The following is a 23,905-nucleotide window of genomic DNA, read 5'->3' as shown; positions in this document are numbered from 1 at the left end:
CATGCACGAACTGTCCCAGCTGAGGGAGCTCGAGGCCGAGAGCATCTACATCTTCCGTGAGGTCGCGGCCGAGATGCAGCGACCCTGCCTGCTTTTCTCCGGCGGCAAGGATTCGCTCGTCATGCTGCACCTCGCGCAGAAGGCGTTCGCTCCCGCGCCCATCCCGTTCCCCGTCATGCACGTCGATACGGGGCTCAACTTCCCCGACGTGATCGAGTTCCGCGACCGAGCGATCGAGCGCGCCGGCGCCCGCCTCATCGTCGCGAGCGTGCCAGACGCCATTGAGCGGGGCCTCGTCACGGAGCCGGCCGACGGCTCCCGCAATCGCATCCAGACCCCAGTGCTGCTCGCGGCGGCCGAGGAGCACGGCTTCGACGCGCTCTTCGGCGGAGCCAGGCGCGACGAGGAGAAGGCCAGGGCGAAGGAGCGCATCTTCTCGTTCCGCGACGACTTCGGGCAGTGGGACCCCAAGAACCAGCGGCCCGAGATCTGGGAGCTCTACAACGGCCGTGTCGCGCCGGGGGAGAGCATCCGCGTCTTCCCCCTCTCGAACTGGACAGAGCTGGCCATCTGGGAATACATCGGCGCCGAGGGTGTCGAGATTCCCGCACGCTACCTGGCCGCCGAGCGCGAGGTCGTCGACCGCCGCGGCATGCTCTTCGAGGTGAACGACTTCGTCACGCTCACCGACGACGAAACCTCGGCACCGCGCCGGGTGCGCTACCGCACCATGGGCGACGCCAACCTCACCGCCGCCGTCGAATCGGATGCGGACACCGTCGAGAAGGTGATCCGTGAGATCGCCGAGGTGCGCCTGACCGAGCGTGGCGCGACCAGGGGCGATGACCGCGTGAGCGAGACCTCCATGGAGGATCGCAAGAAGGAAGGGTATTTCTGATGACGGATCTGCTGCGCGTTGCCACCGCCGGGAGCGTCGACGACGGCAAGAGCACGCTCATCGGCCGCCTGCTCTTCGACAGCAAGACGCTCTTCACCGACCAGCTCGAGGCCGCGGACCGCGTCTCCAAGCAGCGGGGGAGCGAAACCACCGACCTCGCCCTCGTGACAGACGGGCTGCGCGCCGAGCGCGAGCAGGGCATCACGATCGATGTCGCCTACCGCTATGTCGCGACCCCCAAGCGCAAATTCGTCATTGCGGACACTCCGGGGCATCCGCAGTACACCCGCAACATGGTGACGGGCGCGTCGACGGCCAACGTCGCGATGATCCTGATCGACGTGCGCAAGGGCGTCACCGAGCAGAGCCGCAGGCACGCGTTCCTCGCGACCCTGCTCGGCGTTCCGCACCTCGTCGTGTGCGTCAACAAGATGGACCTCGTGGACTGGTCCGAGGAAGCGTTCGAAGCGGTCCGCACCGAGTTCAGCCAGTTCGCCAGGCGGCTGCGGGCGAAGGACCTGACGTTCATTCCCGTCTCGGCTCTCACCGGCGAGAACGTGGTCGATCACGGTGTCAACCTCGACTGGTACGACGGGCCGACGCTGCTGCACCACCTCGAGCGGCTGTACGTCGCGAGCGACCGCAACCTCGTCGACACTCGCTTCCCGGTGCAGTACGTGATTCGTCCGCGCTCCAGCGAGCACCACGACTACCGCGGCTACGCCGGCTCGATCGCCAGTGGCTCGCTGCGCGTCGGCGATAAGGTGATGGTGCTGCCGAGCGGGTTCGAGTCCACCGTCGTCGGCATCGACAGCCCCGAGGGACCGCTGCAGGAGACGTTCCCACCGCAGGTGGCGACGATCCTGCTTGAGGACGACATCGACATCAGCCGCGGCGACATGCTCGTGCGCCCGGGCAACAAGCCCATCGTCACCCAAGAGCTCGACGCGACGGTGTGCTGGATGGATGAGACGAGCGCTCTGCAGCCCGGCCGCACCTACGCCATCAAGCACACGACGCGCTGGGCCAGAGCGCGCGTGCGAGACGTGGCGTATCGCGTCGACGTCAACACGCTGCACCGCGACGAGCAGGCGACCACGCTCGAGCTCAACGACATCGGCCGCATCACCCTGCGCACGACCCAGCCGCTGCTCACCGACGCCTATCTGTCGAACCGGGCGACGGGGGCATTCATCCTCGTCGACGAGACGACGAACCGCACGGTCGCGGCGGGCATGATCCGCTAGAAGCGCCCGCGGCAGCCGTCAGCCGCGCAGGCCGAGCAACGGCAGAACCTGGCTGAGGTCGCGCCCGCCGATCGCGACGTCGGCTGCCTCACGCACGCGCGGCTTCGCATTGAACGCCACCGACAGTGCGGCCCTCTCCATCATGGCGAGGTCGTTCGCGCCGTCGCCCACCGCGATCGTGCGCTCGATCGGTACGCCGGCCTCGTCGGCCCACTCGCTGAGGGCGCGCGCCTTCGCCTGCGCGTCCACGATCCCGCCGCGCACGGCGCCGGTGAGCCGCCCGTCGACGCTCTCGAGCCGGTTCGCCCGCCACCGATCGACGCCGAGCGACGCCGCGAGCGGGTCGAGCACCTCGTGGAAGCCGCCCGAGACGACGCCGATGAGGCCGCCGGCCCTATGCACTCCGGCGATGAGCTCCGGCACGCCATCGGTCACGCGGATGCGTTCGCGCACCTCGTCGAAGACGCCCGCCTCGAGCCCCGCGAGCGTTGCGACGCGCTCGGTCAGACTCTGCGCGAAGTCGATCTCGCCACGCATGGCTCGCTCGGTGATGTCAGCGACGAGCGGGCGTGAGCCTGCGGCATCCGCAAGCAGCTCAATGACCTCGTCATGGATCAGCGTGGAGTCGGCGTCGAGCACGAGAAGGAACCGGGCCGCCTGGGCGCTCATCGAGCGTGCTGCTTCATGGAACGACGTGTACTCCCTTGCCGACGACGGTGATGCCGGATTCCGTGACGGTGAAGCCTCTCGCGAGGTCTCGCGCCGGATCGACGCCGACCTTCGCGCCCGCGCTGACCACGACATCCTTGTCAAGGATAGCCCGCACGACATACGCGTTCGGCTCGATGTCGGCCCGTTCGAACACGACCGAGTCGACGACATGCGCGCCGGATTCCACGACCGCCCACGGGCCGAGCACGCTTCGCTCCAGGTGTGCGCCGGAGATGACGGAGCCGAGCGAGACGATGGAGTCGATGGTCGTTCCCAGGTCGCCCCGGCCGTCTCGCACGATCTTGGCGGGCGGGGAGTTGACCTGCTGGCTGAAGATGGGCCACTCGTTGTTGTACAGGTTGAACACCGGCAGCGCGGAGATGAGGTCCTGGTGGGCCTCGAAGAACGAGTCGATCGTGCCGACATCACGCCAGTAGTAGCGGTCGCGGTCGGTGGAGCCTGGCACGTCGTTGCGCTTGAAGTCGTACACGCCGGCCTCGCCGCGGGCGACGAAGTCGGGGATGATGTCACCGCCCATGTCGTGGCTCGAATCCGGCCGGTCGCCGTCGCGGATCACCGCGTCGATGAGCGCCTGCGCGTCGAAGACGTAGTTGCCCATCGAAGCCAGCACCTCGTGCGGCGCGTCGGGCAGGCCCACCGGATCCTTCGGCTTCTCGAGGAACGCCTCGATGCGCGTCGGCTCCTTCTCGTTCACCTGGATCACGCCGAACTGGTCGGCCAGCGAGATCGGCTGACGGATCGCGGCGACCGTCGCCGGCGCGCCGGAGGCGATGTGCGCCTGAATCATCTGGTCGAAGTCCATGCGGTACACGTGGTCGGCGCCGACCACCACCACAATGTCGGGCTTCTCGTCGCGCAGAAGATTGAGGCTCTGCAGAATGGCGTCGGCAGACCCGCTGAACCAGCGCTTGCCGAGACGCTGCTGCGCAGGCACCGAGGCGACGTACGAGTCAAGAAGACCAGAGAGCCGCCACGTCTGGGAGACGTGGCGGTCGAGGCTGTGCGACTTGTACTGGGTGAGAACCACGACCTGGCGCAGCCCGGAGTTGATGAGGTTGGAGAGCGCGAAGTCGATCAGCCGGTACTGCCCGCCGAAGGGAACGGCAGGCTTCGCCCGGTCCCCGGTGAGCGGCATCAGCCTCTTGCCCTCGCCGCCCGCGAGCACGATCCCGAAGATCTTCATCCCTGCCATGCCTCCACAGTAGAGCGAAGCGTTTGCCTGTACTAGCGTTCACGTCATGCGAGTCGATCTGCTTACCCGAGAGTATCCGCCTGAGATCTATGGGGGAGCGGGCGTCCACGTCGCCGAGCTCGTGCACGCCATGCGCGGCGAGATCGAGGTGCGGGTGCGCTGCTTCGGCGCGGAACGGGCCGAGCCCGACACCACGGCGTACGGCGTTCCCGTCGAGCTGCGCGGCTCGAACGCGGCCATCGCCACGCTCGGCGTCGACCTCGTCATCGCGCGGGATACCGACGGCGCCGACCTCGTGCACTCGCACACCTGGTACGCGAACGGCGCCGGGCACATCGCGAAGCTTCTGCACGGGATCCCGCACGTGGTGACCGCGCACAGCCTCGAGCCGTTGCGGCCGTGGAAGGCGGAACAGCTCGGCGGCGGCTACCGGGTCTCGAGCTGGATCGAACGCCAGGCGTTCGAGTCAGCGGATGCGGTGGTCGCCGTGAGCGACGGCATGCGCCGCGACATCCTGCGCAGCTACCCGGAGCTCGACCCCGAGAAGGTGCACACCGTCTACAACGGCATCGACCTGGGCCGTTGGCATCCCTCTGACGACCGCGATCTCGCCCGCTCACTCGGCGTCGACCCGGATCGACGCGCTGTCGTCTTCGTGGGCCGCATCACCCGGCAGAAGGGCCTGCCGTACCTGCTGCGCGCGGCCAGGAGCCTGCCAGACGACGTGCAGCTCGTGCTGTGCGCGGGGGCGCCGGACACCCAGGAGATCCTGGACGAGGTCACGGGCCTCGTTCGTGAGCTGCAGCAGGAGCGCGAGGGCGTCGTCTGGCTGGACCGGCTGCTCACGCAGGCCGAGCTGTCTGCCGTGCTGAGCGCATCCACCGTCTTCGTCTGCCCATCGGTCTACGAGCCGCTCGGCATCGTCAACCTCGAGGCCATGGCGTGCGCGCTTCCCGTCGTGGGAACGGCGACGGGCGGCATCCCGGAGGTCGTCGACGACGGCGTGACCGGCCGCCTCGTGCCCATCGAACAGCTCGACGACGGCACCGGCACGCCGGTGGACCCTGAGCGATTCGTGCGCGACCTGGCCGACGCCCTGAACGAGGTGGTGTCAGACACGGATGCGGCCGCCGCCATGGGCGCGGCCGGCCGGAGCCGCGCCGAGCAGGAGTTCGGCTGGGACCGCATCGCGGGCCGAACCATGGAGCTCTACGCGCGCGTTCTGGGCCAGGCAGCCGGGTAGGCTTAGTCGCATGGCCAGCGTTCTCAAGCTCTCCGGAGTCTCCGTCGTGCGCGACGGGAACACCATTCTCGATTCGCTCGACTGGGCCGTCGAACCGGAGCAGCGCTGGGTCATCCTCGGGCCGAACGGCGCAGGCAAGACGACGCTGCTGCAGCTCGCCTCGGCGACGAGCCACCCCACGAGCGGCACTGTCGAGGTGTTGGAAGCCACGCTCGGGCAGGCGGACCTGGCCGAGTTGCGGCCGCACATCGGCTACGCCTCGAGCGCTCTCGCCCGGCGCGTGCCGCCGCGCGAGAGTGTGCTCGACGTGGTGCTCACCGCCGCGTACGCGGTCACCGGCCGCTGGAACGAGGAGTACGAGGAGATCGACACGCGTCGTGCCCGGCGCGTTCTCGCCGAGTGGCGCCTCGAGCACCTCGCCGAGCGGCAGTTCGGCTCGCTGAGCGATGGCGAGCAGAAGCGCGTGCAGATCGCGCGCTCGGTCATGACCGACCCGGAGATCCTGCTTCTCGACGAGCCCGCGGCCAGCCTCGACCTCGGCTCGAGGGAAGAGCTGCTGCAACTGCTCGGCGGCTACGCCAGCGACCCACGGTCGCCCGCCATCGTCATGGTCACCCACCACGTCGAGGAGATTCCCCGTGGCTTCACGCATGCGCTGCTGCTCGCCGATGGGAACGTGGTGAGCGAGGGCCCCCTGGCCGAATCGCTCACGGGCGAGAACCTTCAGCGCACGTTCGGCCTCGAGATCGAGCTCACCGAGCGCGACGGCCGCTACACGGCCCGCGCCGCGCAGAGCGCGTAGGAACTCGCACAGCACACTCCGGCCGCACAGCGCACCCCGGCCCCTCTGCTATTATTGGTAGCTGGCCTTGGTGCCACACACACTTTCCCATCCCGTCATCGGTTCGCCTGAGCGCGCCGAGGGATGGCGAATGATCACAACGACGCAAGGAAGTCCTGATGAAGTCTGACATTCACCCCGATTACGCACCCGTGGTCTTCCGCGACCTCGCATCGGGCGCGACGTTCCTGACCCGCTCCACCGTGTCGAGCGACAAGACGATCGAGTGGGAGGACGGCAACAGCTACCCCGTCATCGACGTCGAGATCTCGTCCGAGTCGCACCCGTTCTACACGGGCAAGCAGCGCATCCTCGACTCCGCCGGTCGCGTGGAGAAGTTCAACCAGCGCTTCAAGGGCTTCGGCAAGTAGACCAAAGCTCAAACGCCTCATGAGGAAAGGGCGCCCGGTTTCGACCGGGCGCCCTTTCGCGTACGCTCAGCGCTCCGGCCACAGCCCCGACGTCGTGAACTGCGGGTCCTTCACCCGGCGCATGTACTCCTGGAAGTCCGCGGCCTGCTCGAGGCACCAGCGCACCTGAAGCCGGTGCAGCTCTGCGGCGTCGATGCCGAGCTCGGCCGGGTAGGCGCGCGCGATGGCCTGGGCGACGCGGCCGGCGGCCACGGCGTCTGCGCCCGCGTCGTGCGCCCCCACCAGGCTCACCCCGTAGTGGCCGCACGTGACCTCGAGCGTGCGCTTGCCACGCCGATACTTGTCGACGGCGCGGTCGATGACGAGCGGGTCGATCACCGGGGCGGGCGTCGCGAGGGGCGTGATGCCGTACCGCGTGGCCTCACGGTTGAGCAGCGTGAGGTCGTACGGCGCGTTGTACGCCACGATGGGCAGTCCGCGGTTCAGCAGCGTGCGCAGGGCGGCGACGATCTCGCTCACGGCCTCGCGCGCCTCTCGCCCCTCGGCCCTGGCACGTGCGGTGGTGATGCCGTGCACGGCGGTCGCCGCCTCAGGAATCTCGACACCAGGGTCGACGATCCAGTCGAGCCGCTCGACGATTGCGCCGTCGGTGTCGAGCACCCCGACGTGCGCCGAGACGATGCGCGCCGTCTCGACGTCGACTCCCGTCGTCTCGAGGTCGAAAACGCTCAGTTCATCGTGCCATCCAGCCATGCGGCCAGCCTAGAGGCGACCTCCGACATCGCCCGGCCTCACGCGCCGTGGCACTCACGCACGGTCCCACTCACGCCCCCTTGCGCTCACCGTGCCGGTGCGATGTGCAGCCAGAAGAAGCTCTGCGTGCCGAGGGTGAGCGTGAGGCGGCCGTCGTCCCCGATGCCAGGGAACTGTGCGCCACCGAAAAGGTCGTACGTGTTCAGGCCCGCGTACTCCGGGATCTCGATGGTGGCTGAGACCGGGTTGTGCGCGAAGCTGAACACGCACAGCACATCCTCACGCGAGTCGCCCATGGGGTTGTCGCTGCCCTCGTAGTGCCGCACGAACGCGAGCACGGAGGGGTTGTCGACGGACAGCACCGTGAGGTCGCCGAGGCCGAAGGCCGGGTGAGCCTTGCGCGTGTGAATGACGTTGCGCACCCAGTGCAGCAGCGAACGGGACTGCGCCAGCTGCGACTCCACGTTCACCTGGTTGAAGTGGTAGACGAGCGACTGCACGACGGGCAGGAACAGCTTGCCGGGGTCGGCTGAGGAGAAGCCGGCGTTGCGATCCGGGGTCCACTGCATGGGCGTGCGGGACGAGTCGCGATCCGGCAGCCAGATGTTGTCGCCCATCCCGATCTCGTCGCCGTAGTACAGGAACGGGCTGCCGGGCAGCGAGAACAGCAGCGCGTGCGCGAGTTCGAGTTCGGCGCGCGAATTGTCGAGCAGCGGGGCCAGACGCCGACGAATGCCGATGTTCGCGCGCATCCGCGGGTCGTAGGCATACCAGCCGTACATGGCCTGCCGGTACTCCTCGCTCACCATCTCGAGGGTGAGCTCGTCGTGGTTGCGCAGGAACACGCCCCAGCCCGCGCCATCCGGAATGTCGGTGGTCTCAGAGAGCACGTTCACGAGCTCGTCGGCCTGCTGGCTGCGCAGGGAGTAGAAGATGCGCGGCATCACGGGGAAGTCGAACGCCATGTGGCACTCCGGCTCCTCGTCGGTGCCGAAGAAGGCCGCCACCTCGCGCGGCCACTGGTTCGCCTCGGCGATCATGACACGGCCCGGGTAGTCCCTGTCGACCATGCGTCGCAGCGTCTTGATGAACTCGTGCGTCGGCGGCTCACCCTCGCCGTTGCCCTCGTCAGACTCGTAGAGGTAGGGGATGGCGTCGAGGCGGAACCCGTCGACGCCCATGTCGAGCCAGTAGCGGATCACCTCGAACACGGCCTCGTGCACGGCCGGGTTCTCGAAGTTCAGATCGGGCTGGTGCGAGAAGAAGCGGTGGAAGTAGAACTGGCGCCTCTCGGAGTCGAACGCCCAGTTCGAATCCTCGGTGTCGGTGAAGATGATGCGGATGTCCGGCCACTTCTCGTCCGTGTCGTTCCACACGTAGAAGTCGCCGAATGGGCCGTCGGGGTCGCTGCGCGATGCCTGGAACCACTCGTGGGCGTCGCTCGTGTGGTTCAGCGGAAGGTCGATGATGACGCGCATGTTGCGCTCGTGCGCCTTGGTCACCAGATCCTTGAACTCGTCGATCGTGCCGAACTCGGGCAGGATCGAGTAGAAGTCCGAGACGTCGTACCCGCCGTCGCGAAGCGGCGAGTTGAAGAACGGCGGCAGCCACAACGCGTCGATTCCGAGCCACTGCAGGTAGTCGAGGCGCGAGACGAGTCCCTGCAGATCGCCGGCCCCGTCGCCATTGGAGTCGACGAACGAGCGCACCATCACCTCGTAGAACACGGCCCGGCGATACCACAGCGGGTCGAGGGTCAGGCCCGGCAGCTGAATGGGTGCGGTGAACGACATGATTCGAGTCTAGGCAGGCTTCACGCAGGTCAGCACGGGTTCGCACGGGTTCGCACGGGTTCGCACGGGTTGGCAAGGGGTCGCAGGCGTTCGCACGGAGCGAGCGCCGCCTCTGCCTAGACTTGAGGCGATGAACGTGCCGTCGCCATACGCAACGAAGCTCGACCGCATCCCGGTTCGGGCCCACTCTCGCGTGATCGACGGCGCGCGAACCCACTACTGGGAGTACGGCGACGCCTCGGCCGAGACGACCATCGTCTTCGTGCACGGCTTCCGCGGAGACCACCACGGCCTGGAGCCGATCGTCGCAGAATTGGGCGGGATGCGCCTCCTCTCGCCCGACCTGCCCGGGTTCGGCGCCTCCGACCCGCTCGCCCATGGCCCGCACGACATCGACGGCTATGCCCGCTGGCTGCGCGCCTTCACGACGAACGTCGCCGGCGAGGGCAGGCTCGTCGTGCTCGGCCACTCGTTCGGCTCGATCATCGTTGCCGCGGCACTGGCTGAACGGGCCGCGCTGAAGGATTCGCCAGCGGCGCCGGATTCGCCAGCGGCGCCGGATTCGCCCGCAGCGCCAGTGGCGCCAGTGGCGCCAGCGGCGCGAGCGGCGACGGACCATCTGGATCCCGAGCGCGTCGTGCTCGTCAACCCCATCGGCTCGCCCGCCCTCTCCGGGCCGCGCGGCGTTCTCACGCGTCTGGCCGTCTTCTACTACTGGCTCGCCGCCCGCCTTCCCGAGCGCGTCGGCTTCGCGCTGCTGCGCAACCGGCTCATCGTGCGCGTCATGAGCATCGCCATGGCGAAGACACGCCAGAAGGGCCTGCGTCGCTGGATCCATCGCCAGCACGACCTCTACTTCAGCGCCTTCCGGGACCGAACCGTGGTGCTCGAGGCATTCCGCGCCTCCGTGCAGAACGACGTGAGCATGTTTGCGGCGCGCATCGAGACGCCGACCCTGCTCGTCGCCTCCGAGCGCGACGACATCACGCCGCTGTCAGCGCAGCGCCGGCTCGCGACGCTCTTCCCCGACGCGACCCTGCGCGTGATCCCCGCCGTGGGCCACCTGATCCACTACGAGGCTCCGGCGCAGGCCGCCGCGTTCGTGCGAGAGTTCCTCGCTGAGAACGATAACCAGAACCAGAACGAGAACCAGAACGAGACCGAGAACCAGAACCAGAACCCGACCGACGACCAGGGCTCGGCCTCGTGAGAATCGTCTTCGACTGCCGGTACACGCGCATCGGCAGGCATGACGGCATCAGCCGCTACACCGCCGGACTGGTCGAGGCGCTGGGCCGGCGGCATCCGCTCACCATGCTCATCAGCGACCACCGGCAGCTCGAGATGCTGCCCGACCTGCCGTGGCAGCTGGCGAGCGGGCCCACCAGCATCCGCGAACCGCTTGTCGCGCACCAGGTCAACGCGCTGCACCCCGATGTGGTGTTCTCGCCCATGCAGACCATGGGTTCGTGGGGTCGCAACTACCGACTCGTGCTCACGGTTCACGACCTCATCTACTACCAGCACCGCACGCCCCCGCGCGACCTGCCGTGGCCGATCCGGCTGCTGTGGCGGCTCTACCACCTGTCGTGGTGGCCGCAGCGCATGCTGCTGAACCGCGCGGACGCGATCGTCACCGTCTCCGAGACGACCAAAGAACTGATCGCCCGGCACCACCTCACCAGGCGGCCCGTCAGCGTGGTGCCGAACGCGGCAGACGCGCTGCCCGGCCCGGCTCCGGTAGCCCGCACGGCACCCGCACGACGCAGCCTCGTGTACATGGGCTCGTTCATGCCGTACAAGAATGTGGAGACGCTCGCCGCCGCCGTATCCGCCCTGCCCGGCTACGAACTGCACCTCATGAGCCGGGTCACGGATGCCGAGCGAGCCCGCCTCGAGGCCACCGCCGACGGCGCCACGCTGGTGTTCCACGACGGCGCCAGCGACGAGGAGTACGCGCGCGTGCTCGGCGAGGCCACGGCACTCGTGAGCGCCTCGCGGGACGAGGGCTTCGGCATCCCGCTCGTGGAGGCCATGCGGCTCGGCACGCCGGTCATCGTCAGCGACATCCCGATCTTCCGTGAGATCGGGGGAGCGGCCGCGCTCTTCGCCGACCCAGACGACCCGGGTTCGTTCGCCGCCGCCGTGCGCTCGCTCGAGCAGCCGGGTGAGTGGGCGGAGCGCTCAGCGCGGTCGCTGCGCGAGGCGGAACGGTTCACCTGGGAGGCCTCGGCCGAGCACCTGCTTACGGTGTTGACGGCGACCGCAGCGCGCACCCGCCGCCGGCTGCGCTGAGCCGGCGCATCGTGCAGGCCCCTACTGCACCGCTGCCGTGATCAGGTCGTGGTCGTCCGGCGACTGGTTGAACCGATCGAGCCGCATCACGCCGTGCTCGTACAGGAAGTCGTGCACCGATCCGTTCGCAATCAGCTGGCCAGGACCCGGCAGCGCGTGCTCGGTGACGTGCCGTACGAGCGACCCGATGACGCCGCCGTGGCTCACCACCACGAGCGATTCACCCGGATGCGCTTCGGCGAGCTCGACGAGGGCGGGCAGCGCGCGCTCCACCACTTCGGCGCGCGTCTCCTGACCTTCGATCACGGCGCCCTCGGGGAAGCGTTCGAGAATCTCGTCGCTCGTCAGGCCCTCCGCCTTACCGTAGGCGCGTTCGGCAACGCCCTCGAGAACGCCGGGCTCACCGAGCCCGTTCTCGGCGGCGATGATGCCGGCCGTCTCGAACGCACGAGACAACGGGCTCGCCCACACCGAATCCCAGCGCCGGCGGGCCAGCAGCAGACCCGCCGCCCGCGCCTGGGCGCGTCCCGTCTCATTGAGCGGAATGTCGCTCGTGCCCTGAATGCGACGAGCCAGATTCCAGTCGGTCTGGCCGTGCCGAACGAGCGCGAGTCTGGTCACGCCTGCTCCTTCCGGTACGGTTATCGCCGGCAGGTGCGCTCTCGTCGGCCTGCGACGCCGCCAGGCGGCCAGGCGGCCAGGCCGCCAGCCGGTCAGCTGTCAGCCGTCAGACGCGACGCGAGCGCCTGCAGCGTCTCGGACGTTCCCGCGTCCAGCTTAACGGTCGCGCGCGCATCGCCTCGCGTCTCGCCCCGGTTGACGATGACGATGGGCAGCGCCCGCCGCCGCGCCTGCTCCAGCAGGCGAATGCCCGAGTTGACAACCAGAGACGACCCCGCGACGAGCATCGCGTCCGCCGCAGCGACGAGACCGGATGCCTGGCGGAACCTCTGCTTCGGAATGAACTCGCCGAAGAACACCACGTCGGGCTTCAGCCGCCCGCCGCACACCGTGCAGGTGGGCAGCACGAAGTCCTCGAAGTGCAGCACCTCGGCGTCGCCATCCGGCGCGATCTTCACCGCACCCGGCTGTTCTAGCCACGGATTCGCCTCCTCGATGCGCCCCGAGATGTCCTCGCGCCAGTACACCTGGCCGCAGTCGAGGCACACGACCCTCTCCATCGACCCGTGCAGGTCCACGACACGGCCCGAGCCGGCACGCGTATGCAGCCCGTCGACGTTCTGCGTAGCGACCCCCGTCACCACCCCGGCGGCCTCGAGCCCGGCGAGCGCGATGTGGCCCGCATTCGGCTCGGCCGCCCGGAACCGGCGCCAGCCGAGGTGGCTGCCCGCCCAGTACCGCTTCTGGAACATCTCGTCGCCGAGGAACTGCTGGATCGTCATGGGTGTACGCTTCGGCGAGCCCTCGCCGCGGTAGTCAGGAATGCCGGAGTCAGTGCTCATACCCGCACCCGTGAGCGCGACGACCCTCCGGCCGCGCAACGCAGAGGCGGCCTCGTCGAGCAGGCGGGCGAGGTGCGCAGGCAGGGCCCGCCCGTCGGGTGTTGCCTGTGGCGCGATCGCGGCCATCCGCTGCCCTTCGTCTGACAGACGCGTCGTGCAGACACGTCGTGGGCGCCGCAGCCGCGACGCACACCTCACCTGAGTGTAAACAGCGCAGTTTTCGAGAATGTTTCCATCGGGTGGCAGTCTTGATTCGATGCGGGCCCGATGAGCGGGCATGCGGGAGAGAGTCGGCGCGAGTCTATGACGGTCATCAGCATTGAGGATCTCGGCGATCCGGCTCTCGCGGACTACTCACGATTGACGGATGTCGCGCTGCGCCGCGTCTCGGAACCGGCAGGCGGCCTCTACATCGCCGAGTCGACGAAGGTGATCCGGCGGGCGCTTGCCGCGGGGCACCGGCCGCGCTCGGTGCTGCTGCAGGAGCAGTGGCTCGCTGACGTGCAGGCGCTGCTCGCGGACTACGGAGGCAGCACCGACGTGCCCCTCTACGTCGCCGCGGCCGACGTGCTCGAGCGCCTCACCGGCTACCACCTGCACCGAGGCGCGCTGGCGTCGATGCACCGGCCTGCCCTCGCCGACCCGGCCGACCTGCTGCGTGACGTGCGGCGCGTCGTCGTGATCGAAGACGTGGTCGACCACACCAACGTCGGCGCCATCTTCCGCTCGGTGGCCGGACTCGGAGCCGACGCGGTGCTCGTGAGCCCGCGCTGCGCCGACCCGCTGTACCGCCGCAGCGTTCGCGTGAGCATGGGCACCGTGCTGCAGGTGCCGTGGACGCGCCTGCCCGAGTGGCCCCACGCGGTGCCGCTGCTGCACGACGCGGGCTTCCACATCGCCGCACTCGCGCTGGCCGACGACGCGGTGGACCTCGACGCCTTTTCAGCGGATGCGCCCGAGCGCGTCGCGCTCGTGCTCGGCACCGAGGGGGACGGGCTCACCCGCCAGGCGATCGAGGCCGCGGACACCGTCGTGACGATCCCGATGCTGCACGGCGTCGACTCGCTCAACGTGGCCGCCGCGAGCGCCGTCGCGCTCTGGGCGCTGCGCATCAACGGCACAGTCGGCGGCCTTTAGGATGGCGTAGTGCCGAACCCGCCGAGTCGCAGCGAGACCCGTAGCGAGACCCGCAGCGCCACCCGGCGCCGGCTGTATCGTCGGCGGCGGCTCGCGGTGTTCGGCGGCATTCTCGCGGTGCTCGCGATCGTCGGCTACACGGTCGGGGTGCAGGCGGCACCGATCCCCGCATCCGCCGCCACGGTGGGCGCTCAAACCACGATCACGCAGGCGCCGGCGCAGCTCGACTGGCCGAAGACGGGCGCCGCCGCGGTTGGGGCCGTGGGGTACGAGGGCACGCTCGGTACGAGTGGCAGCGCGGCATCCGTGCCTATTGCCAGCATCACCAAGACCATCACCGCCCTCGTCGTGCTCGACGAGAAGCCGCTGACGAGCGCCACGGATCCCGGCCCGTCCATCACCTTCACGAACAACGACGTGGCCATTCTGAAGTCGGTGATCACGGCGGGCGGCTCGTGGGCGAGCGTGACGGCGGGCAGCACCATGACCGAGCGGCAGGCGCTCGAGGCCATGCTTCTGCCCTCGGCCAACAACTACGCCATTTCTCTGGCCGGCTGGGCGTACGGATCGGTGCCCGCCTACGTCACGGCGGCGAATGCCTGGCTCGCGGCGCACCACCTCAGCGGCACCCACGTCGCCGACGCGAGCGGGCTGAATCCCGGCAGCGTGAGCACGCCGGGTGACCTGGTCGAGATCGCGAAGCTCGTCATGTCGGATGCGGCCCTGCCCTCGATCGTCGACACCGTGTCGGCCGACCTGCCCGGTTCCGGGGTGCAGGAGAACAGCAACACACTGCTCGGCACCCTCGGCATCGACGGCATCAAGACCGGAACCACCACGCAGGCGGGCTACTGCCTCATGTTCTCGTCGACGCTGACGCTCGGCGCCCATGCCGTCACGATCGTGGGCGTCGTGCTCGGGGCAACGGGGGAGAGCGAGCTGCATTCCTCGGTGCTCTCGCTTGTGAAGAGCGCCCGCGCCGGGTTTCACGAGGTCACGCTCACGGGAGCCGGCCACACGTTCGGCGACTACGCGACGGCGTGGGGGTCGAGCGCGCAACTGGTGGCGGCGAAGCCGGCGAGCCTTCTCGTGTGGTCTGACACCCCCATCACGGTCGATGTGACGACGCAGCCGGTACGCGAGGCGGCATCCGGCGCCACGGTGGGCGCAGCGACGTTCACGCTCGGCTCAGAGGTCGTGCGACGGTCGCTGACGCTGAGCGGCGACGTCGAGGGCCCCGACCTGTGGTGGCGGCTCACCAACCCGGCGGCGCTGCGCTGAGGCGCGCCTATCCCGCGCTTCGCTCGCGCTAGTCGCCCTGCTCCCCGCCCCGCACCTCGTCAACCAGCTGCGCAAACGGCGTGGCGTCGGGCCGCTTGGCGAGCACATTGTCGCCGGACGATTGGTGACGGATGCGCCGCAGCACCCACGGCAGCAGGTACTCCCTCGCCCATGACAGGTCATTGGCCCGCGCCTGCCGCCACGATCCGCGAGGCAGCGGCTCTGGTTCGAGCGGCTGCAGGTCGTTCTCGACATTGAGCGCCTGCAGCACCATGCGCGCCACCGTGTGGTGGCCGAGCGGGTTCATGTGCAGCCGGTCGGCGGACCACATGCGCATGTCCTGCACCTCCCGCAGTGCCCACTGGTCGGCGACGATGCAGTCGTAGCGGGAGGCGATCGTGCGCACGTTCTCGTTGTAGATAGCGACCTTGCCGCGCAGAGACCGGAAGACGGGGGAGAAGCCCACGTCGACGCCCGTGAACAGCACGATCGTGGCGTTGTCGACGCTGAGTCGGCGCACGGCGGTGTCGAAGAGGTCTGCGATGGCGTCCGGGTCGGTGCCGGGACGGATCACGTCGTTGCCGCCCGCCGAGATCGTGATGAGGTCGGGGTGCAGCGCGAGAGCCGGCTCGACCTGGTCGTCGACGATCTGGCGGATCAGCTTGCCGCGCACCGCGAGATTCGCGTAGGCGAAGTCCTCGGTCTTGCTCGCCAGCACCTCTGCAACCCGGTCCGCCCAGCCGCGGTGACCACCGGGGCTTCGCGGTTCGGGGTCGCCGATGCCTTCGGTGAACGAGTCTCCGAGCGCGACGTACCTGGACCACGGATGCTGAATGACCATTGCTCCATTCTGCACGCTCGCCGCAGCTCGCTCTGGGTGTGTGGGTGCGAGCCGACTGTCAGAGCGAGCAGGTAGATTTGATGCACGTGGATGCCTCACCCCTGACCAACACCTTCGCGGCCGAGCATCTCTCGCCCGCGTTTCCCGCCAGGGCACCGTGGGGCACCGCGAACAAGCTGCGGGCGTGGCAGGCCGAGGCGCTCGACGCGTACTTCACACACGAGCCGCGCGACTTCCTCGCCGCCGCCACCCCCGGCGCAGGCAAGACCACGTTCGCGCTCCGACTGGCGCGCGAGCTTCTGGATCGGCGCGTGGTGGAGCGTGTCACGGTGGTGGCCCCGACAGAGCACCTGAAGCGGCAGTGGGCCGAGGCCGCGGAGCGCGTCGGCATCCGTCTCGACCCCACCTTCAAGAACAGTGACAAGCGCTACGGCAGGCACTTTCGCGGTGTGGCCGTGACCTACGCGCAGGTGGCGACGAAGGCCAGCCTGCACCGCGAGCTCACCGAGACGTATCGCACGCTCGTGATCCTCGACGAGGTGCATCACGGCGGCGACGCGCTGAGCTGGGGCGACGCGATCCGTGAGGCGTTCGAGCCGGCCACGCGCCGGCTGTCTCTCACGGGCACGCCGTTCCGTTCCGACACCGCCCCGATTCCGTTCGTCTCGTACCTTCCCGATGAGCACGGCATCCGCACCTCGCTCACCGACTACAACTACGGCTACGGCCGCGCCCTCGCCGACGGCGTCGTGCGCCCCGTGATGTTCATGGTCTACGCCGGCCACATGCGCTGGCGCACGCGGGCGGGCGACGAGATGGAGGCCCGGCTCGGCGAGGGCAACACGAAGGACATCACGGCGCAGGCCTGGCGCACGGCGCTCGACCCGAAGGGCGAGTGGATTCCCGCGGTGCTGCAGGCCGCGAACCGTCGCCTGAGCGAGGTGCGGCAGTCGATCCCGGATGCCGGCGGCCTCATCATCGCCACCGATCAGGATTCGGCCCGGGCCTATGCCACCATCCTGCACACGCTCACGGGCGAACCCGCCACCCTCGTGCTCTCGGACGAGAAGGAGGCGAGCGACCGCATCGCCGCGTTCTCGACGAGCACCACCCGCTGGCTCGTGGCGGTGCGCATGGTCTCCGAGGGCGTCGACGTTCCCCGACTCGCCGTCGGCGTGTACGCCACGAGCGCCTCGACGCCACTGTTCTTCGCGCAGGCCATCGGCCGATTCGTGCGGGCACGTCGCCGCGGCGAGACGGCCTCGGTGTTCCTGCCGAACGTGCCGACTCTCATGGCTCTGGCCGCCCAGCTCGAGCTCGAGCGGGACCACGCGCTCGACCGTGAGTCGAGCGGCGACGACGACGGGCTCTACAACCCCGAAGACGCCATGATGGCCGAGGCGAACCGCCAGGAGAAGGCGTCGGACGCCCTGACGGCCGAGTTCACCTTCGAGGCGCTGGCCTCGAACGCGACCTTCGACCGTGTTCTGTACGACGGCAGCGAGTTCGGCGGCTATGCCGAGCCGGGCAGCGACGAGGAGCTCGACTTCATCGGCCTTCCCGGCATCCTCGAGCCAGAGCAGGTGCACGAACTTCTCAAGCAGCGCCATGCCCGGCAGGCGAAGCGGGCCGCATCGCGACCCAAACGAGCGGATGGCGCAGACGCCCCGACCGGCTCCGAGCCGCCGGCGCCCCTCTACCGCACCCTCAAGGAGCAGCGCAGCCTGCTGAACGCCCTCGTCGGGCTGTATTCGAAGAACACGGGCGAGCCTCATGGTCTCATCCACGCCGAGTTGCGGCGCACGTGCGGCGGCCCGGCGGTCGCCCAGGCGAGCGTGACGCAGCTACAGTCCCGCATCGACATCCTGCGCCGCCGCCTCGGCCAGCGCTGAGCACTCACGCAACGCCGAGGCCCTCACGCAACGCCGAGGCACTCACGAACACTGACGCACTCAAGCAGCACGCCCCGAAGCGTGCGCCGCGCGGTGTTGCGCGGCCGGCCTCCAGCTCTGCGTTCGATCGAGCCACGGCGGTGCTTTGACGTAGGGTCTGCCCTCGACCATTCGGATCTCCCACCCGGATCGCTCGATCTCGTGATGGTGGAACCAGCACAGCAGCACGCCGTTGTCGATATCCGTCTTCTCGTCGTGCCGCCACGGAACGACGTGGTGAACCTCAAGCGAGTGCATCGGCGCCCCGCAGCCCGGTATGACGCAGCCACCGTCTCTGGCGATGATCGCTTTGCGCTGGGCCGTTGAGAAGAGCCGCTGCCTGGCGCCCAGATGGAGCACCTCGCCGCGTTCTCCGATCACGATCTGCTGGTAGCCGCCCGCGCAGATCATCTGGCGGACGGTGCCGAGTGGGACGGGCGCGTCTACTCCGTCGACCCACCCGACGCCCTCGCCGCCGACCAGGTCGCTCGCGTTCACGTGCACCATGACCGTCGGAGCGGCGCCACCGATCGTGGGTGCCTCCGCGTGCCGTGCCGCCAGTTCGAAGACGCCGCGCAGCACATCGGCACGCTTCTCGTCGATCGGGCGATTGTCGACGTCGAGCGCGCCAGGCGCGTCCTGTTCCTGCTGCGACAGCTCTTGCTCCCGCTGTTCCTTCTCACTCGGGAAGGACGCGGTCGTTCTGGGGGAGAGGTACGCCTCGAAGATTCCGTTCATGATCCCGCGAAGATCCGGCGTCACCGCCCCGCGCAGCGGGTACACGCCATCTTTCAGATGCCCGAACCCGATGCGGCTTCGCGCCTGCGTCTCGGCGGAATCCGGTGCGGCGCCATCCGGGTCGAGACGCGCGCGCCATACCTCGACCTGCCCGCGGACGAGATCTGACGCGAACCTCATGCCGGCACCCGGCAGACCCGCATTCTCGTCGGTGACGTCTCCCGTGGCGCACGTCACCAGCGCGCGCTCTGCCGCGGCCAGTTCCTGCGCATCACATCGATGCCGAATCGGCACGAGCCCCGTCGCGATCGCCTCTGCAGAGTCCACGCCGATGCGCCCGTCGTGAAAGGCCGCCGCCAAAGTCGGCAGCGCGGCAGAGGGAGAACCGAGCCCGCTCGGACACCGGCGCAACTGCCCACCCAGCTTTACCCGACGCGCCGCCTCGCGAGCCGAGACCCCGGTGGCCCTGGTGAGCATGTCTGAGGCGGTGCGGCATCCGTACTTCACACACAGCCGCTCGTCGCCGAGTTCGCGGCGCGACCGTTCGTCGACCTCGGCGGCAAGCGAAACTCGTGCCGCATCGATCCGCCGACCAATCGACTCGGCAAGGTCGAGCATGTCGACCAGCTGCGCATGCTGCACCGCAGCGAAGTCGCCCGCGCCGAACACGGAGGCGATGAGGCGCTGCGCCTCATCGATTGCTCCCACGGCTTCGTCAGCCGGGTCTGCCTCACGAGATTCCATATGACAATTCTCTCAAGAATCGAACATATGTTCTACTGTTTGGCGATATCCGTGGATAACTCGCGCGCGCCGCCCACACGGCCCACCTGTGGAGGAGGAGCGGAGAGAGAGGAGGAGCGAAGAGAGCGGAGTCACGGTCCACGCCCCCACGCACGACGAAGGCCCCGCCGAAACCGGCAGGGCCTTCGCTGTTCCGCCTCAGTACGAGGCGAATGAGTTGAGATCAGAGAGCGTGGATGTTCTCCGCCTGCGGACCCTTCGGGCCCTGCGTCACCTCGAACTCGACCTTCTGGTTCTCGTCGAGCGACTTGTAGCCGTTACCGGCGATCGCCGAGTAGTGGGCGAAGACGTCGGCGCTGCCGTCGTCCGGGGCGATGAACCCGAATCCCTTTTCAGCGTTGAACCATTTGACTGTGCCTGTTGCCATGTGCAAACTCCTCCAGGAGCGTGTATTTGACCCCGGATGTCGAGGCCTCGGCCGTGGTGTTCTTCGCCCGCTCCTGAAAGGATCGCGCACAGCCCCGGGTGGGTCTGTTCGCGGTTCCATACGTGCAAAACACAACGACTTCACGCAAGCCTAGCCAACAATCACCCCAGAGTTGCTATCCTCACGGCACATTCGTTATACGCCCGTGACGAAATCGATAAGCTGTTCGACCCTTCCGAGCAGCGACGGCTCGAGGTCGGCGTAGCTGCGAACGGTGCCCAGAATGCGTTTCCACGCCCGGGCAACGTCGGCCTGGTCGCGGTGCGGCCATCCGAGTGCCTGGCAAATGCCATGCTTCCACTCGACGTTCCGAGGAATCACCGGCCACGCTTCGAGGCCCAGGCGCGAGGGCTTCACGGCCTGCCAGACATCGACATACGGATGCCCGAGAATCAGCACGTGGCCGCCGTGCGTACCGCGCCCGATCTCGTTCGCGATGCGGCTCTCCTTCGAGCCGGGCACGAGGTGGTCGACGAGTACGCCCACTCGCCGCGTAGGTCCGGGGGAGAACTCGGCCAGCGCATCCGCCAAATGGTCGACGCCCTCGAGGTACTCGACGACGACGCCCTCGACGCGCAGGTCGTCACCCCACACCCGCTCGACGAGTTCGGCGTCGTGCCTGCCCTCGACGAAGATGCGGCTGGCTTGGGCCACGCGTGCCGGCGCGTTATCGACCGCGAATGAACCGGATGCGGTCCTCGCCCGCCCGTGCCCGGAGCCCGTGCCCGTGCCCTTCCCCGGCGGCTGCAGCACCACGGGCTCGCCATCGATGAGAAAGCCGCCGCCGAGCGGGAACACCCGCGTGCGCCCATGCCGGTCCTCGAGCTCCACGGTGCGGTTCTCGACGCGCACCACGGCGCCGCACCATCCGGACGCCGCCTCCTCGACCACCAGGTCGCGCACCGCCTCGGCCACCGGCACCTCGCGTTTGCCGGCGGAACGCCAGTCACCTGACAGCACATCCTGCCCGTATCGATCGAAACTCACCACGTGAGGCTAAGCCCGAGCCGTGCTTGTCTCGCCGAAGACATGCCGCCGGGCTCGCTTCGGCGTACCATTGGGTTCACGGAGTGGGCTGTCGCCATGCGACACGGGAGCGTTGAAACGAGCCAGGAGAACGCACCGATCAGGGCATTCGCGCGGCTTACTCGAGAGGGCGGGACTCCGGCCGATCATCCCGCCCTCTGCCGCGCAGCCGATCGATCTCGCGGCGCTCGCGCTTGGTGGGGCGACCCGCTCCACGATCGCGTTTCGGCGCCAGCGCGACCTCCTCGCGCGGCGGTGGCGGGGGAGTGCGATCGGTCAGGCTCTCGGCAGCGACGGTGGCGCTCACGCGCTTGACGAGGATGCGGCGAACCTCGACGATGCGGTCGAGGCCAGCAACGCGCATCCGCACCTCATCGCCCACCTTCACGGGCTGCGCGGCCTTCGCGCGCTCCCCGTTGACGCGCACGTGACCCGCTCGGCACGCGGCGGTCGCGGCCGAGCGGGTCTTGGCGAGGCGCACCGCCCACAACCAGCTGTCGACGCGCGCCGTCGAATTCTCCTGCACGAATGACGACTCTACGTGACCCGTGAGAGAGGTCTAGGAACCGGAAGTCTCGGCGAGAATGGCATCGATCTGGCCCATCGCCAGCCGCATGCCCTCTTCCATTCCCATGGCGAGCAACTTCTCGAGCTGGTCGGCGCTGGCGAACGTTCCCACCGTCGTCATGCGGGTGCCGGAGGGGATTGGCTCGAGTGTGACAGCCATGCGAGTGGGCTCGTCGGCGTCGACGGGCTCGCCGTTGTCATCGGCGAAGCCGTCGTCGAGCGTGAGAGTGCGCTTCGGCTCGACCGCGATGATGTGCCACCAGCCGTGCGCACGCTCGCCCTCGGGGCCGCTCATGTAGTAGCGCGACTCGCCCCCATTGGCGAACTCGTGCCGCTCGAACGTCGCCGGCCAGCCGGGAGGTCCCCACCAGCGCTCGAGCTGGCGGGGGTCAGCCCACAGCTCCCAGACGCGCTCGGGTTCGGCGTCGAACTCGGCAACGAACGTCAGCGTCATCGCCTCCGCGTCCTTCTGTACGCTCACAACGGTCATGATTCTTCTCCTGTCTCGGCGAGAATTCCCGCCATCGTGTCGGCACGATGCCGCCATAGCTGCTCATACTCATCGAGCAGTCGAGCGGCCCTGCGAAGGGCGTCGAGGTTTGCATGCACGATCTGCTCCCTGCCTCGCCGCTTCTTCGTGACGAGCGACGCCGCCTCCAGGACGGCGACGTGCTTCTGCACCGCGGCGAAACTCATCTCGTAGCGGCACGCCAGCGACGACACCGACTGCTCACGCTGGAGGACGCGGCGCGTGATATCGCGTCGCGTCGCATCCGCCAGCGCATGAAACGTGCGATCGGCTTCGGCATCGCTCATCGTTTGTACAACCATTTGGTTGTATGTTAGGTCATTGCGCGCGGTTGGCACAAGGGGAGCCGCGCAGAATCGTTGACGCGTCTATCGCCTCGCGGTCATCATGGGGCATGACGTCCATCACGCCTTTTCTCTGGTTCGACGACAACGCAGCAGACGCCATCGACCTCTACTGTTCGGTGTTCCCGGATTCGCGGCTCCTGCAGCGCAACGATCTGCCCGACGGACGGCTCTTCGGCGCCACTCTGGAGCTTGCCGGCCAGCGCATCGAGCTGCTGAATGCCGGGCCGGGCCATCCGTTCGCCGACGCCATCTCCCTCTTCGTCGACTGCGCAGACCAGGCAGAGGTCGACAGGTATTGGGATGCGCTCACCGCCGATGGCGGCGAGCCGGGTCGCTGCGGCTGGCTGAAGGACGGGTTCGGCGTTTCGTGGCAGATCATTCCGCAAGCGCTGGGGCGTTATCTCGCAGACCCGGATCGCGAGAAGGCGCAACGGGTGCTCGAGGCGATGATGACGATGAGCAAGATCGACGAGGCCGCGCTTGACGAGGCGTACCGCGGGTAGCTGTACCGATCGAGTTGACGCCCATTGACTAGTTGTGCCCTCTATTCGGCCGGCATCACGGCGGCGACTGCACTGACCTCGATGAGTGCCCCTGGCACGCCGAGCCCGACTACCCGCGCGGCCGTCACAAGCGGTGGCGCGCCCGCGCCAGCGAGTCGTGGGGCGATGGCGCGGTATGCAGCCCCGAGGTCGGCATCGGCGGCGAAGAGCACCGACCACTGCACGACATCGGCGAGAGACGCGCCCGCCGCCTCAAGTGCGATGCTTGCATTGTCGATCGCTCGCAGCGCCTGGGCCGCAATATCGTCCGAGACGATGGAACCAGCGGCGTCTACGCCGTTCTGGCCCCCGACGTAAATGGTCGCGGCGCCCGGAGGCACGACGGCGACGTGGCTGAATGCCGGGCTCACAACGAGTCCGGCAGGCTGTAAACGGGTGATCTCCATTGAACTCATACGGCGACTGTCGCAGAAGCCACCGACACTCGCGAAGTGATGACTCGCCGTGGAACTCAAAATTCCGATTCTCCCGCCGACGCGTAAGCCGGGTTGGGGGAGTAGATCGCTACCCGAGCCCGCCAAACCGGCAGAAGGGCCGCCACTCGCGTTCAACGAGCAACGGCCCTGCCTGCGTCAGTTGTAGATTTTCTGGGAGAGCAGGTTGTCGCTGGTCGTACCGTCGCCCTTCGTGCGCAGGTACGGCGCCGAGCCGTTCTGGACAACCTCAACATAAGCTCGGCTGCCGCCTCCGCTCGCGTAGACGCTCAGCGCGTTCTGCCTCACGTAGGTGACGGCCGCTGGCTTGCTCATCCACTTGCTGATCTCGCCGTCCCGTCCCTGGAAGTAGTAGCTCGTAATGGTGTCCAGCGTCGGTGGCTTGCGCGACACGGCTATTCCGGTGATCTCGAACATGACGATTGGTCCTCTTTTCTCTTGGTGTAACCGAC

26 protein-coding genes are annotated in these 23,905 nt (G+C 68.2%); 11 read left to right on the top strand and 15 right to left on the bottom strand.

Annotated features, from left to right (window positions below; genetic code table 11):
- Nucleotide 1: 1 nt before the first annotated feature.
- Together cysD and OSC27_RS04845 are read left to right on the top strand one after the other, a co-directional pair.
- Complete coding sequence (gene cysD, locus OSC27_RS04850) at nt 2-898, top strand: sulfate adenylyltransferase subunit CysD (RefSeq protein ID WP_267180435.1); 897 nt, start codon at nt 2-4, stop codon at nt 896-898.
- Nucleotides 898-2,145, top strand: a complete 1,248-nt coding sequence (locus OSC27_RS04845) for a sulfate adenylyltransferase subunit 1 (RefSeq protein ID WP_267180261.1) — start codon at nt 898-900, stop codon at nt 2,143-2,145. Before cysD ends, OSC27_RS04845 begins: the two co-directional genes overlap by 1 nt.
- 18 nt (nt 2,146-2,163) lie before the next feature.
- Here the strand turns inward: OSC27_RS04845 and serB are convergent, their stop codons facing one another.
- Both serB and glgC read right to left on the bottom strand, forming a co-directional pair.
- Complete coding sequence (gene serB / locus OSC27_RS04840) at nt 2,164-2,814, bottom strand: phosphoserine phosphatase SerB (protein ID WP_267180260.1); 651 nt, start codon at nt 2,812-2,814, stop codon at nt 2,164-2,166.
- Between the two features lie 13 nt (nt 2,815-2,827).
- Complete coding sequence (glgC, locus tag OSC27_RS04835; RefSeq protein WP_267180259.1) at nt 2,828-4,069, bottom strand: glucose-1-phosphate adenylyltransferase; 1,242 nt, start codon at nt 4,067-4,069, stop codon at nt 2,828-2,830.
- Between the two features lie 46 nt (nt 4,070-4,115).
- On the opposite strand from glgC, the gene glgA reads away from it, so the two are divergent.
- The 3 genes from glgA to OSC27_RS04820 all read left to right on the top strand — a co-directional run bounded on the left by glgA (nt 4,116) and on the right by OSC27_RS04820 (nt 6,524).
- Nucleotides 4,116-5,312: a glycogen synthase gene (gene glgA, locus OSC27_RS04830; protein ID WP_267180258.1), complete on the top strand. Its 1,197-nt coding sequence runs from the start codon at nt 4,116-4,118 to the stop codon at nt 5,310-5,312.
- Between the two features lie 10 nt (nt 5,313-5,322).
- Nucleotides 5,323-6,114, top strand: a complete 792-nt coding sequence (locus tag OSC27_RS04825; protein ID WP_267180257.1) for an ABC transporter ATP-binding protein — start codon at nt 5,323-5,325, stop codon at nt 6,112-6,114.
- A 158-nt stretch (nt 6,115-6,272) separates the two neighbouring features.
- Nucleotides 6,273-6,524: a type B 50S ribosomal protein L31 gene (locus tag OSC27_RS04820; protein ID WP_267180256.1), complete on the top strand. Its 252-nt coding sequence runs from the start codon at nt 6,273-6,275 to the stop codon at nt 6,522-6,524.
- A 66-nt stretch (nt 6,525-6,590) separates the two neighbouring features.
- Here OSC27_RS04820 and OSC27_RS04815 read toward each other — a convergent pair whose 3' ends face one another.
- Together OSC27_RS04815 and treS are read right to left on the bottom strand one after the other, a co-directional pair.
- Entirely contained in the window at nt 6,591-7,277 is a 687-nt protein-coding gene (locus OSC27_RS04815) for an exonuclease domain-containing protein (RefSeq protein ID WP_267180255.1), read from the bottom strand.
- Nucleotides 7,278-7,363: 86 nt separating this feature from the next.
- A complete protein-coding gene (gene treS / locus OSC27_RS04810; protein ID WP_267180254.1) occupies nt 7,364-9,070 on the bottom strand; it encodes a maltose alpha-D-glucosyltransferase in 1,707 nt (568 codons plus the stop codon).
- 130 nt (nt 9,071-9,200) lie between these two features.
- Between treS and OSC27_RS04805 the strand changes: the two genes are divergently transcribed.
- A complete protein-coding gene (locus OSC27_RS04805) occupies nt 9,201-10,280 on the top strand; it encodes an alpha/beta fold hydrolase (RefSeq protein WP_267180253.1) in 1,080 nt (359 codons plus the stop codon).
- Nucleotides 10,277-11,365 (top strand): glycosyltransferase family 4 protein, encoded by a 1,089-nt coding sequence (locus OSC27_RS04800; protein WP_267180252.1) that lies wholly within the window; start codon nt 10,277-10,279, stop codon nt 11,363-11,365. The genes OSC27_RS04805 and OSC27_RS04800 overlap by 4 nt, the downstream gene beginning before the upstream one ends.
- A 21-nt stretch (nt 11,366-11,386) precedes the next feature.
- Here OSC27_RS04800 and OSC27_RS04795 read toward each other — a convergent pair whose 3' ends face one another.
- Nucleotides 11,387-11,986, bottom strand: coding sequence for a histidine phosphatase family protein (locus OSC27_RS04795; protein ID WP_267180251.1), 600 nt, complete (start codon nt 11,984-11,986; stop codon nt 11,387-11,389).
- 92 nt (nt 11,987-12,078) lie between these two features.
- Nucleotides 12,079-12,954 carry a Sir2 family NAD-dependent protein deacetylase gene (locus tag OSC27_RS04790; protein WP_267180250.1) on the bottom strand — a complete coding sequence of 292 codons (876 nt, stop codon included), beginning with the start codon at nt 12,952-12,954 and terminating at the stop codon, nt 12,079-12,081.
- Nucleotides 12,955-13,131: 177 nt separating this feature from the next.
- Between OSC27_RS04790 and OSC27_RS04785 the strand changes: the two genes are divergently transcribed.
- A complete protein-coding gene (locus OSC27_RS04785; protein ID WP_267180249.1) occupies nt 13,132-13,965 on the top strand; it encodes a TrmH family RNA methyltransferase in 834 nt (277 codons plus the stop codon).
- Between the two features lie 9 nt (nt 13,966-13,974).
- Complete coding sequence (locus OSC27_RS04780) at nt 13,975-15,246, top strand: D-alanyl-D-alanine carboxypeptidase family protein (protein WP_267180248.1); 1,272 nt, start codon at nt 13,975-13,977, stop codon at nt 15,244-15,246.
- Between the two features lie 28 nt (nt 15,247-15,274).
- On the opposite strand, the gene OSC27_RS04775 is transcribed toward OSC27_RS04780, so the two are convergent.
- Nucleotides 15,275-16,087 (bottom strand): SGNH/GDSL hydrolase family protein, encoded by an 813-nt coding sequence (locus OSC27_RS04775; RefSeq protein ID WP_267180247.1) that lies wholly within the window; start codon nt 16,085-16,087, stop codon nt 15,275-15,277.
- 80 nt (nt 16,088-16,167) lie between these two features.
- Here OSC27_RS04775 and OSC27_RS04770 point away from each other — a divergent pair, with 80 nt between their 5' ends.
- Nucleotides 16,168-17,979, top strand: a complete 1,812-nt coding sequence (locus tag OSC27_RS04770) for a DEAD/DEAH box helicase (protein ID WP_416348812.1) — start codon at nt 16,168-16,170, stop codon at nt 17,977-17,979.
- 60 nt (nt 17,980-18,039) lie between these two features.
- On the opposite strand, the gene OSC27_RS04765 is transcribed toward OSC27_RS04770, so the two are convergent.
- From OSC27_RS04765 to OSC27_RS04740, 6 genes are all read right to left on the bottom strand, one after another.
- A complete protein-coding gene (locus OSC27_RS04765) occupies nt 18,040-19,500 on the bottom strand; it encodes an HNH endonuclease signature motif containing protein (RefSeq protein ID WP_267180245.1) in 1,461 nt (486 codons plus the stop codon).
- 223 nt (nt 19,501-19,723) lie between these two features.
- Nucleotides 19,724-19,927 (bottom strand): cold-shock protein, encoded by a 204-nt coding sequence (locus OSC27_RS04760; RefSeq protein WP_267180244.1) that lies wholly within the window; start codon nt 19,925-19,927, stop codon nt 19,724-19,726.
- Nucleotides 19,928-20,122: 195 nt separating this feature from the next.
- Nucleotides 20,123-20,974, bottom strand: a complete 852-nt coding sequence (locus OSC27_RS04755) for a DUF3097 domain-containing protein (protein WP_267180243.1) — start codon at nt 20,972-20,974, stop codon at nt 20,123-20,125.
- Between the two features lie 157 nt (nt 20,975-21,131).
- Entirely contained in the window at nt 21,132-21,539 is a 408-nt protein-coding gene (locus tag OSC27_RS04750) for an RNA-binding S4 domain-containing protein (protein WP_267180242.1), read from the bottom strand.
- A 33-nt stretch (nt 21,540-21,572) separates the two neighbouring features.
- Nucleotides 21,573-22,070: an SRPBCC family protein gene (locus tag OSC27_RS04745; RefSeq protein ID WP_267180241.1), complete on the bottom strand. Its 498-nt coding sequence runs from the start codon at nt 22,068-22,070 to the stop codon at nt 21,573-21,575.
- Nucleotides 22,067-22,411, bottom strand: coding sequence for an ArsR/SmtB family transcription factor (locus tag OSC27_RS04740; RefSeq protein WP_267180434.1), 345 nt, complete (start codon nt 22,409-22,411; stop codon nt 22,067-22,069). The genes OSC27_RS04745 and OSC27_RS04740 overlap by 4 nt, the downstream gene beginning before the upstream one ends.
- A 92-nt stretch (nt 22,412-22,503) precedes the next feature.
- Between OSC27_RS04740 and OSC27_RS04735 the strand changes: the two genes are divergently transcribed.
- Entirely contained in the window at nt 22,504-22,959 is a 456-nt protein-coding gene (locus OSC27_RS04735) for a VOC family protein (protein WP_267180240.1), read from the top strand.
- Nucleotides 22,960-23,000: 41 nt separating this feature from the next.
- Here the strand turns inward: OSC27_RS04735 and OSC27_RS04730 are convergent, their stop codons facing one another.
- Nucleotides 23,001-23,405, bottom strand: coding sequence for a RidA family protein (locus tag OSC27_RS04730; RefSeq protein ID WP_267180433.1), 405 nt, complete (start codon nt 23,403-23,405; stop codon nt 23,001-23,003).
- 186 nt (nt 23,406-23,591) lie between these two features.
- Nucleotides 23,592-23,870 (bottom strand): DUF3892 domain-containing protein, encoded by a 279-nt coding sequence (locus tag OSC27_RS04725; protein WP_267180239.1) that lies wholly within the window; start codon nt 23,868-23,870, stop codon nt 23,592-23,594.
- Nucleotides 23,871-23,905 lie beyond the last annotated feature (35 nt).

Source organism: Microbacterium sp. STN6, assembly GCF_026410545.1.
Taxonomy (GTDB): Bacteria; Actinomycetota; Actinomycetes; order Actinomycetales; family Microbacteriaceae; genus Root112D2.
The sequence above is the reverse complement of the archived record's forward strand: the minus strand, read 5'-3'. Positions and strand labels throughout refer to the sequence as shown.

Coding starts and splice junctions, on each gene's coding strand:
- cysD (WP_267180435.1), top strand. CDS start 2: ATGCACGAACTGTCCCAGCTGAGGGAGCTCGAGGCCGAGAGCATCTAC.
- OSC27_RS04845 (WP_267180261.1), top strand. CDS start 898: ATGACGGATCTGCTGCGCGTTGCCACCGCCGGGAGCGTCGACGACGGC.
- serB (WP_267180260.1), bottom strand. CDS start 2,814: ATGAGCGCCCAGGCGGCCCGGTTCCTTCTCGTGCTCGACGCCGACTCC.
- glgC (WP_267180259.1), bottom strand. CDS start 4,069: ATGGCAGGGATGAAGATCTTCGGGATCGTGCTCGCGGGCGGCGAGGGC.
- glgA (WP_267180258.1), top strand. CDS start 4,116: ATGCGAGTCGATCTGCTTACCCGAGAGTATCCGCCTGAGATCTATGGG.
- OSC27_RS04825 (WP_267180257.1), top strand. CDS start 5,323: ATGGCCAGCGTTCTCAAGCTCTCCGGAGTCTCCGTCGTGCGCGACGGG.
- OSC27_RS04820 (WP_267180256.1), top strand. CDS start 6,273: ATGAAGTCTGACATTCACCCCGATTACGCACCCGTGGTCTTCCGCGAC.
- OSC27_RS04815 (WP_267180255.1), bottom strand. CDS start 7,277: ATGGCTGGATGGCACGATGAACTGAGCGTTTTCGACCTCGAGACGACG.
- treS (WP_267180254.1), bottom strand. CDS start 9,070: ATGTCGTTCACCGCACCCATTCAGCTGCCGGGCCTGACCCTCGACCCG.
- OSC27_RS04805 (WP_267180253.1), top strand. CDS start 9,201: ATGAACGTGCCGTCGCCATACGCAACGAAGCTCGACCGCATCCCGGTT.
- OSC27_RS04790 (WP_267180250.1), bottom strand. CDS start 12,954: ATGGCCGCGATCGCGCCACAGGCAACACCCGACGGGCGGGCCCTGCCT.
- OSC27_RS04785 (WP_267180249.1), top strand. CDS start 13,132: ATGACGGTCATCAGCATTGAGGATCTCGGCGATCCGGCTCTCGCGGAC.
- OSC27_RS04775 (WP_267180247.1), bottom strand. CDS start 16,087: ATGGTCATTCAGCATCCGTGGTCCAGGTACGTCGCGCTCGGAGACTCG.
- OSC27_RS04770 (WP_416348812.1), top strand. CDS start 16,168: ATGCACGTGGATGCCTCACCCCTGACCAACACCTTCGCGGCCGAGCAT.
- OSC27_RS04765 (WP_267180245.1), bottom strand. CDS start 19,500: ATGGAATCTCGTGAGGCAGACCCGGCTGACGAAGCCGTGGGAGCAATC.
- OSC27_RS04760 (WP_267180244.1), bottom strand. CDS start 19,927: ATGGCAACAGGCACAGTCAAATGGTTCAACGCTGAAAAGGGATTCGGG.
- OSC27_RS04745 (WP_267180241.1), bottom strand. CDS start 22,070: ATGACCGTTGTGAGCGTACAGAAGGACGCGGAGGCGATGACGCTGACG.
- OSC27_RS04740 (WP_267180434.1), bottom strand. CDS start 22,411: ATGGTTGTACAAACGATGAGCGATGCCGAAGCCGATCGCACGTTTCAT.
- OSC27_RS04735 (WP_267180240.1), top strand. CDS start 22,504: ATGACGTCCATCACGCCTTTTCTCTGGTTCGACGACAACGCAGCAGAC.
- OSC27_RS04730 (WP_267180433.1), bottom strand. CDS start 23,405: ATGGAGATCACCCGTTTACAGCCTGCCGGACTCGTTGTGAGCCCGGCA.
- OSC27_RS04725 (WP_267180239.1), bottom strand. CDS start 23,870: ATGTTCGAGATCACCGGAATAGCCGTGTCGCGCAAGCCACCGACGCTG.